The 13,805-nt window shown below is 69.5% G+C and carries 14 protein-coding genes; 5 read left to right on the plus strand and 9 right to left on the minus strand.

The genetic code is table 11. The features are described 5' to 3' along the window. Positions 1-27 precede the first annotated feature (27 nt). The 3 genes from AB0I69_RS22210 to AB0I69_RS22220 are packed head-to-tail and all read right to left on the minus strand — an operon-like array spanning position 28 to position 2,683. Positions 28-930, minus strand: coding sequence for a metal ABC transporter permease (locus AB0I69_RS22210; protein WP_363097349.1), 903 nt, complete (start codon positions 928-930; stop codon positions 28-30). After that, positions 930-1,694, minus strand: a complete 765-nt coding sequence (locus tag AB0I69_RS22215; RefSeq protein ID WP_363097350.1) for a metal ABC transporter ATP-binding protein — start codon at positions 1,692-1,694, stop codon at positions 930-932. Before AB0I69_RS22215 ends, AB0I69_RS22210 begins: the two co-directional genes overlap by 1 nt. A 23-nt stretch (positions 1,695-1,717) precedes the next feature. Further along, positions 1,718-2,683, minus strand: coding sequence for a metal ABC transporter substrate-binding protein (locus tag AB0I69_RS22220; protein WP_363097351.1), 966 nt, complete (start codon positions 2,681-2,683; stop codon positions 1,718-1,720). Positions 2,684-2,814: 131 nt separating this feature from the next. Here AB0I69_RS22220 and AB0I69_RS22225 point away from each other — a divergent pair, with 131 nt between their 5' ends. Both AB0I69_RS22225 and AB0I69_RS22230 read left to right on the plus strand, forming a co-directional pair. After that, entirely contained in the window at positions 2,815-4,197 is a 1,383-nt protein-coding gene (locus tag AB0I69_RS22225; RefSeq protein WP_363097352.1) for a glycine--tRNA ligase, read from the plus strand. Between the two features lie 123 nt (positions 4,198-4,320). Further along, entirely contained in the window at positions 4,321-4,932 is a 612-nt protein-coding gene (locus AB0I69_RS22230) for a LysE family translocator (protein WP_363097353.1), read from the plus strand. Positions 4,933-4,935: 3 nt separating this feature from the next. On the opposite strand, the gene AB0I69_RS22235 is transcribed toward AB0I69_RS22230, so the two are convergent. Continuing rightward, positions 4,936-5,985: a chitinase gene (locus AB0I69_RS22235; RefSeq protein ID WP_363097354.1), complete on the minus strand. Its 1,050-nt coding sequence runs from the start codon at positions 5,983-5,985 to the stop codon at positions 4,936-4,938. A 161-nt stretch (positions 5,986-6,146) separates the two neighbouring features. Here AB0I69_RS22235 and AB0I69_RS22240 point away from each other — a divergent pair, with 161 nt between their 5' ends. Next, a complete protein-coding gene (locus AB0I69_RS22240; RefSeq protein ID WP_363097355.1) occupies positions 6,147-7,157 on the plus strand; it encodes an aldo/keto reductase in 1,011 nt (336 codons plus the stop codon). 26 nt (positions 7,158-7,183) lie between these two features. Beyond that, positions 7,184-7,768 carry a TetR family transcriptional regulator gene (locus AB0I69_RS22245; protein WP_363097356.1) on the plus strand — a complete coding sequence of 195 codons (585 nt, stop codon included), beginning with the start codon at positions 7,184-7,186 and terminating at the stop codon, positions 7,766-7,768. A 13-nt stretch (positions 7,769-7,781) separates the two neighbouring features. Here AB0I69_RS22245 and AB0I69_RS22250 read toward each other — a convergent pair whose 3' ends face one another. From AB0I69_RS22250 to AB0I69_RS22265, 4 genes are all read right to left on the minus strand, one after another. Next, positions 7,782-8,183, minus strand: a complete 402-nt coding sequence (locus AB0I69_RS22250; RefSeq protein WP_363097357.1) for a hypothetical protein — start codon at positions 8,181-8,183, stop codon at positions 7,782-7,784. Between the two features lie 87 nt (positions 8,184-8,270). Further along, positions 8,271-9,419 carry a serine hydrolase domain-containing protein gene (locus tag AB0I69_RS22255; protein ID WP_363097358.1) on the minus strand — a complete coding sequence of 383 codons (1,149 nt, stop codon included), beginning with the start codon at positions 9,417-9,419 and terminating at the stop codon, positions 8,271-8,273. 72 nt (positions 9,420-9,491) lie between these two features. Beyond that, entirely contained in the window at positions 9,492-9,698 is a 207-nt protein-coding gene (locus AB0I69_RS22260; RefSeq protein WP_363097359.1) for a hypothetical protein, read from the minus strand. Between the two features lie 123 nt (positions 9,699-9,821). Then, positions 9,822-11,249: an MFS transporter gene (locus AB0I69_RS22265; RefSeq protein WP_363097360.1), complete on the minus strand. Its 1,428-nt coding sequence runs from the start codon at positions 11,247-11,249 to the stop codon at positions 9,822-9,824. A 101-nt stretch (positions 11,250-11,350) separates the two neighbouring features. Between AB0I69_RS22265 and AB0I69_RS22270 the strand changes: the two genes are divergently transcribed. Continuing rightward, positions 11,351-12,250, plus strand: a complete 900-nt coding sequence (locus AB0I69_RS22270) for a helix-turn-helix transcriptional regulator (protein WP_363097361.1) — start codon at positions 11,351-11,353, stop codon at positions 12,248-12,250. A 65-nt stretch (positions 12,251-12,315) separates the two neighbouring features. Here AB0I69_RS22270 and AB0I69_RS22275 read toward each other — a convergent pair whose 3' ends face one another. After that, complete coding sequence (locus AB0I69_RS22275) at positions 12,316-13,761, minus strand: MFS transporter (RefSeq protein ID WP_363097362.1); 1,446 nt, start codon at positions 13,759-13,761, stop codon at positions 12,316-12,318. Positions 13,762-13,805: the final 44 nt, after the last annotated feature.

Below are 13,805 nucleotides of genomic sequence, written 5' to 3' on the forward strand. Positions count from 1 at the left end.
CATTGTGCCAGCCCGGGCTGTGCATGGTCAGACGCCGATCTCGTCGGCGGCCCCCCGTGTGGCTGGAATCGCGCATTCCACCGGGTCCCCGGCGGGTCGCGCGGCGGCTGCCGCCCGGGCCCGGCGCCGTGCCAGCGGACTGGCCAGCGCGGTGAGGGCGATGAACGCGGCGATCGTCAGGAGCACGATCGTCGCGCCGGGCGGGACGTTCTGGTAGTACGAGGTGACGGTGCCGCTGACCGTCACGAGCACGCCGAGGGTGCCGGCGATCGCGAGGGTCGCCCCGAAGCTGCGGGTGAGCTGCTGCGCGGCGGCGACCGGCACCACCATCAGCGCGGACACCAGGATCAGGCCCACGACCCGCATCGCGACGGTGACGGTCACGGCCGCCGTGACTGCCGTCAGCAGGTTCAGGGCGCGGACGGGCAGGCCGGTGACCCGGGCGAACTCCTCGTCGTGGTTCACGGCGAACAGCTGCCGCCGGAGGCCGAGGGTGACGATCACCACGAAGGCGGCCAGGATGCCGATCGCCGTCACGTCGGACTGCGAGACCGTCGAGAGGGAGCCGAAGAGGTACGAGTTCAGGTTGGCGTTGGAGCCGCCCGGCGCGAGGTTGACGAACATCACGCCGCCGGCCATGCCGCCGTAGAAGAGCATCGCGAGGGCGATGTCGCCGCGGGTCTTGCCGTACCAGCGGATCAGTTCCATGAGGACCGAGCCGAGCGCGGAGACGGCGGTGGCCATCCACACCGGGGAGGTGTTCAGCAGGAAGCCGAGGCCTACGCCGGTCATCGCGACGTGGCCGATACCGTCGCCCATCAGGGGCTGGCGGCGCTGGACCAGGTAGATGCCGATCGCGGGGGCGGTGATGCCGACGAGGACGGCGGCGATGAGCGCCCGCTGCATGAAGGCGTAGTCGAGGATGTCCATCAGCTCAGCAGTCCCGTGCGGATCGGTTCGGCGTCCGCCGAGTGCGGGTGTACGTGGTCGTGGCCGGGCAGCGCGTGCTGGCCCAGCGCGCGCGGGGGCGGGCCGTCGTGCTGGACGCAGCCGTCGCGCAGGACGACCGCGCGGTCGATCAGCGGTTCCAGCGGGCCGAGTTCGTGCAGGACGAGCAACACCGTTGCGCCTTCGGCGACTTGACGGGTCAGGGTGTCCGCGAGCACCTTCTGGCTGGCCAGGTCGACGCCCGCCATCGGCTCGTCCATGATGAGGAGTTCGGGTTCGGCGGCGAGCGCGCGGGCGATCAGCACGCGCTGGTGCTGGCCGCCGGAGAGGGCGTTGACCGAGTCTTTGGCGCGGTCTTCCATCCCGACCAGTTCCAGGGCGTGCCGTACGGCCTCGTGGTCCGCCTTGCGCAGCAGGCCGAAGCGGGTGCGGGAGAGGCGGCCGGACGTGACGATCTCGGTGACCGTGGCGGGCACGCCGCCCGCGGCCGTGGTGCGCTGCGGTACGTAGCCCACGCGCCGCCAGTCCCTGAAGGCGCGGCGCGGGGTGCCGAACAGCTCGATCTCGCCCCCGCTGAGCGGGACTTGGCCGATGACCGTGCGGATCGCGGTCGACTTGCCGGAGCCGTTGGCGCCGAGCAGCGCGACGACCTCACCGCGGTGCACGGTGAGGTCGATGCCGCGCAGGACGGGGCGCGAGCCCAGCTCGGCGCGGACTCCGCGCAGCGATATGACGGGCTCGGCCACTGTGTCCTCCGTACTGCTGTAGATCACTTGGTTCCCAGGGCCGTCTGCAGCGCCTTGAGGTTGGCCTGCTGGACCGAGAAGTAGTCCTTGCCGCGGGACTTCTTGGTGATGCCCTCGATCGGGTCGAGGACGTCCGTCTTCAGGTTCGCGTCCGCGGCGATGGTCTTCGCGGTCTTGTCGCTGACGAGCGTCTCGTAGAACACCGTGGTGACGCCGTCGGCCTTCGCCATCTTCTCAAGGTTCTTCACGCGCTCGGCACTGGGCTCCGACTCGGGGTCGAGGCCGTTGATGGCCTCCTCGGTGAGGCCGTAGCGCTCGGCGAGGTAGCCGAAGGCGGCGTGCGTGGTGATGAACACCTTGGTCTTCGTGTTCGCGAGGCCGGTCTTGAACTCGGTGTTGAGCGCGTCCAGCTTCTTGACCAGGGCCGCGGTGTTGGTCTTGTAGTCGGCCGCGTTCTTCGGGTCGGCCTTCTCGAAGGCCTTGCCGACGCCCTCGGCGACCTGGGCGTAGCGCACCGGGTCGAGCCAGATGTGGGGGTCGAGGCCGGCCAGCTCCTCGTTCTTCGAGGTGTCGTGGGTGGCCGCGTGGCCGCCGACCTCGTTGCCGTGCTTCTCCTCGGTGGTCAGGGACGCGGCGTCGATCTTCGTCTTGACCTCGGACTGGCTCACCGCGTCGTCGACGGCGGGCTGGAGTTTCTTGAGGTAGAGCACCGCGTCGGACTCCCCGAGCGCGGCGGTCTGCTGCGCGCTGATCTCCAGGTCGTGGGGTTCCTGGCCGGGCTTGGTGAGGCTGGTGACGTGGACGTGGTCCCCGCCGATCTGCTCGGCGAGGTACTGGAGTGGGTAGAACGCCGCGACGACGTCGAACTTGTCCGTGTTGGCCGCGGACGCGCTGTCGGAGCAGGCGGAGAGGGTCCCGAGACCGAGGGCGGTGGCCGCGGCGATTGCGAGCCCGGGTATTCCGGAGATGCTGTGTCGTCGTACGTTCATGACACTCATTTTCAACTGACATGGAAACCGTTGTCAACAAGCGCTGGGTGAGGAACCGATTTGATATGGGGGCGGGCGGCGCCGGTAACCTAAGTCATTCGCCGCCGTCCATTCGTCATGAAGAGAGCATCGTGGCCGCCGACAAGATCGACACCATCGTCAGCCTGAGCAAGCGCCGTGGCTTCGTATTCCCCAGTAGCGAGATCTACGGCGGCCAGCGCGCCGCTTGGGACTACGGGCCCTTGGGTGTCGAGCTCAAGGAGAACCTGAAGCGCCAGTGGTGGCGCTACATGGTGACGTCGCGCGAGGACGTGGTCGGTATCGACTCGTCCGTCATCCTGGCCCCCGAGGTCTGGGTCGCCTCCGGCCATGTCGCCACCTTCTCGGACCCGTTGACCGAGTGCACCGCGTGCCACAAGCGGTTCCGCGCGGACCACCTGGAGGAGGCGTACGAGGCCAAGCACGGCCGCGCCCCCGAGAACGGCCTCGCCGACATCAACTGCCCCAACTGCGGCAACAAGGGCCAGTTCACCGAGCCCAAGGAGTTCTCCGGCCTGCTCTCCACCCACCTGGGCCCGACGCAGGACACCGGCTCCGTCGCCTACCTGCGCCCCGAGACCGCCCAGGGCATCTTCACCAACTTCGCCCAGGTGCAGACCACTTCGCGCCGCAAGCCGCCGTTCGGCATCGCGCAGATGGGCAAGTCCTTCCGCAACGAGATCACGCCCGGCAACTTCATCTTCCGGACCCGCGAGTTCGAGCAGATGGAGATGGAGTTCTTCGTCAAGCCGGGCGAGGACGAGAAGTGGCAGGAGTACTGGATGGAGCAGCGCTGGAACTGGTACACCGGCCTGGGCCTGCGCGAGGAGAACATGCGGTGGTACGACCACCCCAAGGAGAAGCTCTCCCACTACTCCAAGCGCACCGCTGACATCGAGTACCGCTTCCAGTTCGGCGGCAACGAGTGGGGCGAGCTGGAAGGTGTCGCCAACCGCACCGACTTCGACCTGAACGCCCACTCCAAGGCCTCCGGCCAGGACCTCTCCTTCTTCGACCAGGAGGCCCAGGAGCGCTGGACGCCGTACGTCATCGAGCCGGCCGCCGGTGTCGGCCGCGCGATGCTGGCGTTCCTGCTCGACGCGTACGTCGAGGACGAAGCGCCCAACGCCAAGGGCAAGTTGGAGAAGCGCACGGTGCTGCGCCTCGACCACCGGCTCGCCCCGGTGAAGGTCGCGGTGCTCCCGCTGTCCCGGAACCCGGAGCTGTCCCCGAAGGCCAAGGGCCTCGCGGCTGCCCTCCGTCAGAACTGGAACATCGAGTTCGACGACGCGGGCGCCATCGGCCGTCGTTACCGCCGCCAGGACGAGATCGGCACGCCGTACTGCGTGACGGTCGACTTCGACACGCTTGAGGACAACGCGGTGACGGTCCGCGAGCGCGACTCCATGAAGCAGGAGCGGGTGTCCCTCGACCAGATCGAGGGCTACCTGGCCGGGCGTCTGATCGGCGCCTAGGTCTGTTTGAACCGAGAACGCCGGACGGGCTGGAAATGCCCGTCCGGCGTTGGTCATTGGTCCCCGATACCGGCGGCCCATTGGACCTGCCACGAGATCCGCGGCGCCGCCAGGCTGGCTCTCATGAGCCTCGCCTTCCTCCTCACGACCCTCGTCGTGGTCGCCACCCCCGGCACCGGTGTCATCTACACCCTGGCCGCCGGTCTCTCCCGTGGGCGCCGCGCGAGCGTCCTCGCGGCCCTCGCCTGCACGCTCGGGATCGTGCCGCACGTGCTGGCCACCGTCGTCGGGCTGGCCGCGCTGCTGAACGCCAGTGCCGCCGCCTTTCAGGTGCTCAAGTACGCCGGTGTCGCCTATCTCCTCTACATGGCATGGGCAACCGTGAAGGACAAGGCGGTGATCGACGTCGACCAGGACAGTGCACCCCTGTCCGCCGGCCGCGTGATCGTCCGGGGCGTCCTGATCAATATCCTCAACCCGAAGCTGACGATCTTCTTCTTCGCGTTCCTGCCCCAGTTCGTGAGCCCCGACGAACCCCACTCCGTCGTGCGGATGCTGGCGCTCAGCGGGGTCTTCATGCTGGCGACCTTCGTCGTCTTCGCCGCGTACGGCGTCCTCGCCGCCTCCGTCCGCAGCCACGTCACCTCTCGGCCGAGGGTGATGACATGGCTGCGGCGGAGCTTCGCGGGGTCGTTCGTGGCGCTGGGGGCGAAGCTCGCCCTCACCGCCAGGTGAGCGTCAACGCCCTTGCAGGGCCTTGACGTTGTCGCCGAACGTCCAGTTCTTCGAGCCGTCCCAGTTGATCGACCAGGTCATCAGGCCCTTGAGGGACGTGCCGTAGTGCTTCCAGGCCTGGGAGACCAGGGACGGTGACATGTAGCCGCCGCCCGCGCCCGACTGGGCGGGCAGGCCCGGTACCTGCTTGTCGTACGGCACCTTGATCGTCGTACCCTGCACGACCAGGCCCTTGTTGAGGCAGTCGGTCTGGGCGGTGAAGCCCGCGACGGTGCCCGCGGAGTACGAGTCGCCGGAACAGCCGTACATGCTGCCGTTGTAGTACTGCATGTTGAGCCACCACAGGCGGCCGTTGTCCGCGTACTTCTTCACGATCGGGAGGTACGCGCCCCAGATCGAGCCGTACGTGATGCTGCCGCCGGTGACGTAGGCGGTCTCCGGGGCCATCGTCAGGCCGAAGTTGGACGGCATCTGGGCGAGGATGCCGTCGATGATGCGGATCAAGTTGGCCTGGGACGTGGAGAGTTGGCTGATGTTTCCGCTGCCGACCAGGCCTGTCTCGATGTCGATGTCGATGCCGTCGAAGTTGTACTTCTTCAGGATCGGGACGATCGTCGACACGAACTTGTCGGCGACCGTGGACGAGCTGAGGTCGATGCCCGCGGCCGCGCCGCCGATCGACATCAGGATCGTCTGGCCGGAGGCCTTCGCCGCGCACATCTCCGCGGGCGTGGCCACCTTCACGCCCGCGTCCATGCCGTCCTCCCACAGGGCCGTTCCGTCGGAACGGATGACCGGGAAGGCCGCGTTGATCACGTTGTAACCGTGGGTGGCGATCGCGGAGTTGGTGATCGGGGTCCAACCGAAGGGCGGGTGGACGCCGTTGGCGGAGCCGTCCCAGTTCTCCCAGTAGCCCTGGAGGACCTTGCCGGCCGGGCGGGACTTCACGGCGCAGGTGTCCGCGGCGGACGCGGTGGGCGCGGTGGCGATCGAGAGGGGGACGAGGAGGGCCGCCGTCAGGGCGGCGGCGAACAGATGACGGAAACGGGGCATGCGAGGCCTCCCGGTGGGGGTGCGGTGAGGTGTCGTAGACATGACAGTGCGCGTGGTCCAGACCTTTCGTCAAGAGGTATGGACCACGTTGGTGGTCGTGGAGGTGAGAGTTGGAATGACAGATATTGAAATCTGTCATCTGTCATGTCAGGGTGGGGCGCATGACGATCCCCACGCGCACTCTCGGAACCACCGGCCCCCAGGTCTCCGCCCTCGGCCTCGGCTGCATGGGCATGTCCGCGTTGTACGGCGACGCGGACCGGGCCGAGTCCGTCGCCACCGTCCACGCCGCCCTCGAAGCGGGCGTCACCCTGCTCGACACCGGCGACTTCTACGCCATGGGCCACAACGAGATGCTGATCGGCGAAGCCCTGCGCGCCGCCCCGGCCGCCCGTCGCGAACAGGCGCTCACCAGCGTGAAGTTCGGGGCGCTGCGCGGTCCGGGCGGCGAGTGGTTCGGGTACGACGGCCGGCCCGCCGCGGTCAAGAACTTCGCCGCCTACTCCCTCCAGCGCCTCGGCGTCGACCACATCGACGTGTACCGGATCGCCCGGGTCGACCCCGACGTACCGATCGAGGAGACCGTCGGCGCGATCGCCGAACTGGTCGAGCAGGGGTACGTCCGGCACATCGGCCTCAGCGAGGTCGGCGCCGACACGATCCGCCGGGCCGCCGCGACCGCGCCGATCGCGGACCTCCAGATCGAGTACGCCATCATCACGCGCGGCATCGAGGCCGAGATCCTGCCGACCACCCGTGAACTGGGCATCTCCATCACCGCGTACGGCGTGCTGTCCCGCGGGCTGATCTCCGGCCACTTCGCGGCCGACCGGCAGCTCGCCGCCACCGACTACCGGGCGCACTCGCCGCGCTTCCAGGGCGAGAACCTCACGCACAACCTGACCCTGGTCGAGTCGCTGCGGAAGATCGCCGAGCAGAAGGGCGTCTCCGTCGCGCAGATCGCCATCGCCTGGGTGCTGGCGCAGGGCGAGGACATCGTGCCGCTGATCGGCGCCCGCACCCGGGAGCGGCTGTCGGAGTCGCTGGGCGCGCTGGACGTCGTACTGGACGCGGCGGACCTGACCGCGATCGAGGCGGCCGTGCCGGCGGACGCGGCGGCGGGAGGCCGTTACCCGACCGCCGCGATGGCCCACCTCGACAGCGAGCGCTGATCCGGCCTGCGGGTACGGTCTTCGTCATGGCAGCGAGCGAGACCCTGACCGCCGAGCGCATCCTCGAAGTGACCGAGGAGGTGCTGCGCCGCCACGGCCCGGCGAAAGCCACCGTGGTGGACGTGGCCCGCGCGCTCGGTGTCAGCCACGGCACCGTCTACCGGCACTTCCCCACGAAGGCGGCGCTCCGGGAGGCGGTCACCAAGCGCTGGCTGGACCGTACGTCGGAGCAGCTGGCCCGCGTCGTGGCGGAGGGCGGCGACCCGGAGGCCGGGGTGCGGGACTGGCTGGCGGTGTTGTTCGAGGCCAAGCGGAACAAGGCGTGCGGCGACCCCGAACTGTTCGCCACGTACTCGGTGCTCACCGACGGCACGGGCCGGCTGGTGGGCGACCACATCGCCGAACTGACCGGCCAGCTGACGGAGATCATCCGGGCGGGCGTCGGGAGCGGTGCCTTCACGGTTCCCGATCCGGCGGTCGCCGCCCGCGCGGTGTTCCAGGCCACGGGCCGCTTCCACGACCCGGCCTACGCGGACGAGTGGCAGAAGCCGGGCGTGGAGGCGGAGTTCGAGGCGGTGGTGGAGTTGCTGCTGCGGGGACTGCGGGGCTGAGGGTCGGCCCCGGTCACGTCACCTTGACGGTGACGGTCGGGGAGTAGGTCATGCCGGCCGCGATCCGCAGGTGTTCCTGGCCCTTGGTGTTGAGCTTCGCGGTGAGCGAGTAGCTGCTGCCGTTCTTGACCGTGGTGCTCCCGTTGAGCGCGTTCCACTTCCCGGCCTTCTCGTGCTGGAGCACCAGCTTGGTGCCGACCTTCAGGCCCTTGGTGCGGCCGGTGAAGGTCACCTTGTCGCCGGCCTTCACCGTGCTCTTGTCGGCCTTGACGGTGATCGAGCCCATGGCGCTCGGACTCGCTTTCGGACTCGGGGAGGCGGCGAAGGCGCTCGCCGTCCCGGCCGACATCAGGACGAGACTCAGGGCACCGGCGGCGATCGTACGAGTGCCGCGACTGCGGAGTGCGACGTTCACGGGGGACTCCTCTCGTTCGGCTGGGCGTTCGGCTGATCATGCCCATCCATGCTCACGCCGGTCGGCCGTCCGGGCGAGTCGAGAGCGTCAGCGCCCCGCCGCACACCCCCAGAACTCCCGCATCAGCCGTGTCGGTGTCGGGCTGGTCATCGCCACCTGGGTCAGCAGGACTGTCACCGAGCCCGTCGGGGGGACGACGTGGGCCGTCGTGCCGGTGCCGCCGACCCAGCCGTAGCGGCCGGGGACGTTCCAGGGGTCGACGGGGGTGACGTCGACCTGTCCGCCGTAGCCCCAGCCCTGGCCCTCCAGGAACAGGGCCGAGGCGTCGCGCTGGGCGGCGGTGAGGTGGTTGGTGGTCATGCGGCTCACGGAGGTGGGGGAGAGGACCGGGGTGCCGTCCGGTGCCGTGCCGCCGGCTGCGAGCATCCGGCCGAACGCCAGCAGGTCGTCGGCCGTCGAGACCAGGCCGCCGGCGCCCGACGGGAAGGCCGGGGGCCGGCTGAAACCGCCGTCCGGGGCGTCCGCCTGCTGCAAGGCGCCCTGCTCGCCCGGCGTGTAGGCGGTGGTGAACCGGGCCCGCTTCGACTCCGGGACCGTGAACCCCGTGTCCGTCATGCCCAGCGGCCCGAAGAACCGCTCCGCCAGGAAGTCGGGGAACGACGAGCCCGAGGCGCGGGCGACCAGGACGCCCTGGAGGTCCGAGCACGTGTTGTACAGCCACGCGGCGCCCGGCTGGCGCACCATCGGGATCCGGGACAGAGCGGCCAGCCACTCGTCGGGGCCGGGCTGAAGGTAGGGGGCGCGGCCGTCCTGCTGGAACGCGAGCAGCGCCTGGACGGCCGGCAGCGAGAAGTCGTCCGGGAAGCCCCACCCGGCCCGGAAGCTCAGCAGGTCCTCGACCGTGATCGGACGGTCCGCCGGAACCACGTCCTCGACCGGCGAGGAGGGCGTGCGGACCACCGTCGGCTTCGCCAGCTCCGGCAGCCACTCCGCCACCGGGGCGTCCAGCGCCAGGCGCCCGTCCTCCACCAGCGCCAGGACCGCCGCCGCCGTGACCGGCTTGCTGACCGAGGCGATCCGGAAGACCGAGTCACGGGTCATCGGGGCGGTGCCTTCGACGTCGGCGGAGCCGACGGCGACCACCTCGACGTCGTCGCCGCGGGCCACCAGGCCCACCGCCCCCGGCACGGTGCCGTCGTCGACGCGTCGCCGCAGGGTGTCGTGGAGAGAGCTCATCGGTCGGCCTTCCGGTCCGGGGAGTCGTATCGGATACGACTCTCCCCGCCTCGCGAACTCATCGCTCCCCGGTCAGTCGGCGGACGGATCCACCGTCGCCTGATGCGCCTCGGCCAGATGCTCCTCCGCCTTCAGCCAGGGCAGGAACTGCGCGCTCTTCTTCCAGCCGCAGGTGTCGCACTTGATCGTGCGCTGCGCGCCCTTGCGCTGCACGCGGACGACATGTTCCCGTCCGTGCTGGTCCCAGCGGCTCACTTTGCTCGTGTTGATCTGCAACATGCGCCTCGCCTCCGTTCAGGAGTCTCCGGCAAGGAGTGTGCAGCAAGACCAACATCAACAGGGCTCAATTCACGCCGAGTTGTCCAAGCTGTGAACATGTCATACGGCGTTTCCTCCGGTATGTCAGCCGATCGTGCGCGGCAGCCGCAGGCTGAGCAGCCCGGTCAGCACCACGCCCGCCAGCTGCACCAACAGGGTTGTCGCCAGGGCGTCGCGCATGCCCATGCCCGGGATCAGCGACAGGAAGAGGGTGCCGAGCGTGGCCACGCCCAGTGCCAGCGCGGACTGCTGGGTGGTGACCATCACGCCGGCGCCCACACCGGCACGGGCCGCCGGCACCTCGGACAGGATGATCCGGAAGATGATGGGCAGTTGGAGCGCCTGACCGGCACCGGCGACCGCCGCGCCCGGGAGCAGTTCGACGAACCCGAGGTGCGGCCAGGAGCGCCACACGGCCAGCACGATCAGGCCCAGGCCCACCGCCTGGATGACCGACCCCGCCGTCACGATCCGCGTGCCGTACCGGGTCACCAGTCGCGGCCCGGCGAGCGAGGCGAGGAAGAAGGTCACCGCCAGCGGGACCAGCGCGAGGCCCGCCGCGACCGGGCCGAGACCCGCGCCGCGCTGCAACGACACCGCGATCACGAACATGAACCCGCTGAAGCCCATCCCGAACGGCAGGATCATCACCAGCCCGCGCCGCAACGAGGTCAGCGCCAGCAGACTCGGCGGCACGAGCGGTGTACGGCCCTGCCGGTCCGCCCGGCGCTCCACCGCGTAGAACGCCGACGCGATCCCCGGGAACGCGGCCAGCGACAGCCACGTCCACAGCGGCCAGCCCGCCGCTCGGCCCTCGGTCAGCGGCACCAGCAGCGCCAGCAGGGACGCGGCGAGCAGGAAGGTGCCGGGCACGTCCACCGGCTCCGGGTGCTGGGAACGCGTCTCCGGTACGACCTTGGCGGCCAGGAACAGGCCGACGACGACCACCGGCACGTTCACCAGGAACACCGCGCGCCAGCCGGTACCGGCGATGTCGGCGGCGACCAGGACCCCGCCGAGGATCTGCCCTGCCACCATGGCGAGGCCGGCGGTCGCGCCGTACAGGCCCATCGCCTTGGCGCGGCGCGGGCCCTGGGTCGTGGACTGGATGGTGGCGAGGACCTGCGGGAGCATCGCCGCGGACGCCGCGCCCTGCGCGATCCGCGCCGCGACCAGCGTCCACGCGGTGGGCGCGAGCCCGCACGCCAGCGAGGTCACGCCGAACGCGGCCATCCCGCCGAGGAACAGCCGACGGCGGCCGAACAGGTCGCCGAGCCTTCCGCCGAGGACGAGCAGCACGGCGTACGCGACTCCGTAGCCGGCGACGACGAGTTCGAGGACGGCTTCGCTCGCCGAGAGGTCCTTGCCGATGGTCGGCAGGGCCACGTTCACGATGAAGAAGTCGATGAGGGGCAGCGCCGCGGCCAGCAGCACCGTGAACAGTCCGAGGCCGCTGAGCACGGGTGCCGCCGCCGGGGATTTGACGGTGCGGGAAGCGATGGTTTCGGTCACGCTGACGAGCGTGCGCCTCTCGCGAGACTGGTACCAGAGTGTCCTTATCCTGGTAGCAGGACTACCTGGCAACAGGGTCCGTGCAGCGGCAGACTGGAGCGATGACGACCATGGCACAGGAGACGGTGACAGCGACAGCGGTCGGGGTGGCGGCCGAGGTTCCGCAGACCGCGTCCACGATCCGGCGCCACGAACTCGCCGCGTTCCTGCGCCACCGCCGTGAGCACATCGCGCCCGAGCAGGTCGGTCTGCCGCGCGGCACCCGGCGCCGTACCCCCGGCCTGCGCCGCGAGGAGGTCGCGCAGCTCGCCGCGGTCGGGGTCACCTGGTACACGTGGCTCGAACAGGCCCGCGACATCCAGGTCTCCGTACAGGTCCTCGACGCCCTTGCCCGCACTCTGCTGCTCGACCCGAGCGAGCGCGCTCACCTCTTCCAGCTGGCCGACGCGACCGACCCACGGCCGGCGACGGTGTGCCCGGTCGTCACCCCCGCCCTGCGCGAGATGCTGGACCAGCTGGACCCGATCCCGGCCTGTCTGCAGAACGCCCGGTACGACATCCTCGCCTACAACCGGACCTACGGGATGCTGCTGTGCGACATGGACGCGGTGCCGCCCGAGGACCGCAACTGCATGATCCTCTCCTACACGCACGAGGACTGGCGCTCCTCGATCGTGCACCTGGAGAAGACCCAACGCCTCATGGCCGCCCGCTTCCGGGGCTCCATGGCGGGCCACCTCGCCGACCCCACCTGGAAGACACTGCTCAAGCGACTGCGCACGTCCCCCGAGTTCTGCGAGGTCTGGGACCGCCACGAGGTCGTGGGCGCCACCCCCCGCCGCAAGGAGTTCCGCAACACCCACGTAGGCCGCATCACCGTCGACCACACCGACCTGTGGCTGGGCCCGTCGACGGGCCCGAGGATGGTGACGTACGCCCCGTCGGACGAGGAGACGAGGGGGAGGCTGGAGAAGCTGTACGCAATAGCGCAGGCCAGGTAGATGTCTTTGCCTTTAGGGGCGCGGGGAACTGCGCGACCAGCCACGACGCACCCGCACACGCTCAACTACGCGCTGATCCCCGCCGCTTCGCGCACCTCAACAGACGACAACTTCTCAGCCGTACGTTCAGCAGTCCGCCGTGCCCAAGCCCCACTGGTAACCGCCCCAAGCACCAGCACAGCCACCCCGCACGCCACCAGAATCCACCACCCCGGCCGAGCAGCAGACACAAACGTCTCCTTGTACGACGACGCCACCACCCCGGAAGCCAACACCGCCCCGACGACCGCAACCCCGAGCGTCTGCCCCAACTGCCGGCTCGTGGAAGCAACGGCCGCCGCAACACCCGCCTGGGCCCGCGGCATTCCGGACACCGCCGTGTTGGTGATCGGCGCGTTCACGAACCCGAAGCCGATACCGAACAGCAAGTACCCGATGAACCGCGAGACGTTCGACGTCTCCGCCTCGAACCCGGCGAACAGCAGCGCACTCACGGTCATCGCCGCGCCCGCGATCAGCAGGGATATCCGTGGCCCCCGACTGCCGACCAGCCGCCCGGACAACGGCGCGCACAGGAACATGGGCACAGCCATCGGCAGCATCCACAGGCCGGCGTGCAGCGCGTCCAACCCGACCACGTTCTGCAGATACAGCGTGGACAGGAACAGGAAGCCGCCCAGCGAAGAGAACGCGCTGATCGCGATCACCGTCGCCCCACTGAACGGCGCCGAACGGAAGAAGCGCAGGTCGATGAGGGGTTCGTCGCGTCGCGGCTCGTACCAGAGGAGACCGGCGAGGGCGACCAGCGCGAGGATCGCGAACGGCAGGATCGCGGTGAACCCGGAGTCCGGCGCCTCGATGATCGCGTACGTCAGCGAGCCGAACAGGGCGATCACCAGCAGCTGGCCGACCGGGTCGACACGGCGGGCCTTGGGCGCGCGGGACTCGGGGATGAACCTCAGCGTGAGCAGCAGCGCGGCCACGCCCACCGGCAGGTTGATCCAGAAGATCGAGCGCCAGCCGACCGAGTCCACGAGCAGGCCGCCGATCAGTGGACCGGCGGCCATCGATATGCCGACGACCGCGCCCCACACACCGATCGCGCGGGCGCGCTCGCGCGGCTCGGTGAAGGTGTTGGTGATGATCGACATGGCGACCGGGTTCAGCATCGAGCCGCCGACCGCCTGGATCATGCGGAACCAGATCAGCGCGTCCAGATCGGGCGCGAGGGAGCAGAGCAGCGAGCCGAGACTGAAGACCACCAGGCCGACGACGAAGACCCGCTTGCGGCCGATCCGGTCGGCGGTGGAGCCCGAGAGCATCAGCAGCGAGGCCAGGACCAGGGTGTACGCGTCGATCGTCCACTGCAGACCGGAGGTCGACGCGTGCAGGTCCGTCTGCATCGCGGGCAGTGCGACGTTCAGGATGGTCACGTCCAGGCTCACGATCAGCAGGCTCATGCAGCAGATCGCGAGCACCAGCTGTCGGCGGCGGTGGCTGAGCTCGGGCATGCGAACCATCGTACGCCAAACTCGATAGTGCGGCTAACTAATTA

The sequence above is a fragment of the Streptomyces sp. NPDC050508 genome (assembly GCF_040655155.1).
Lineage (GTDB): Bacteria > Actinomycetota > Actinomycetes > Streptomycetales > Streptomycetaceae > Streptomyces.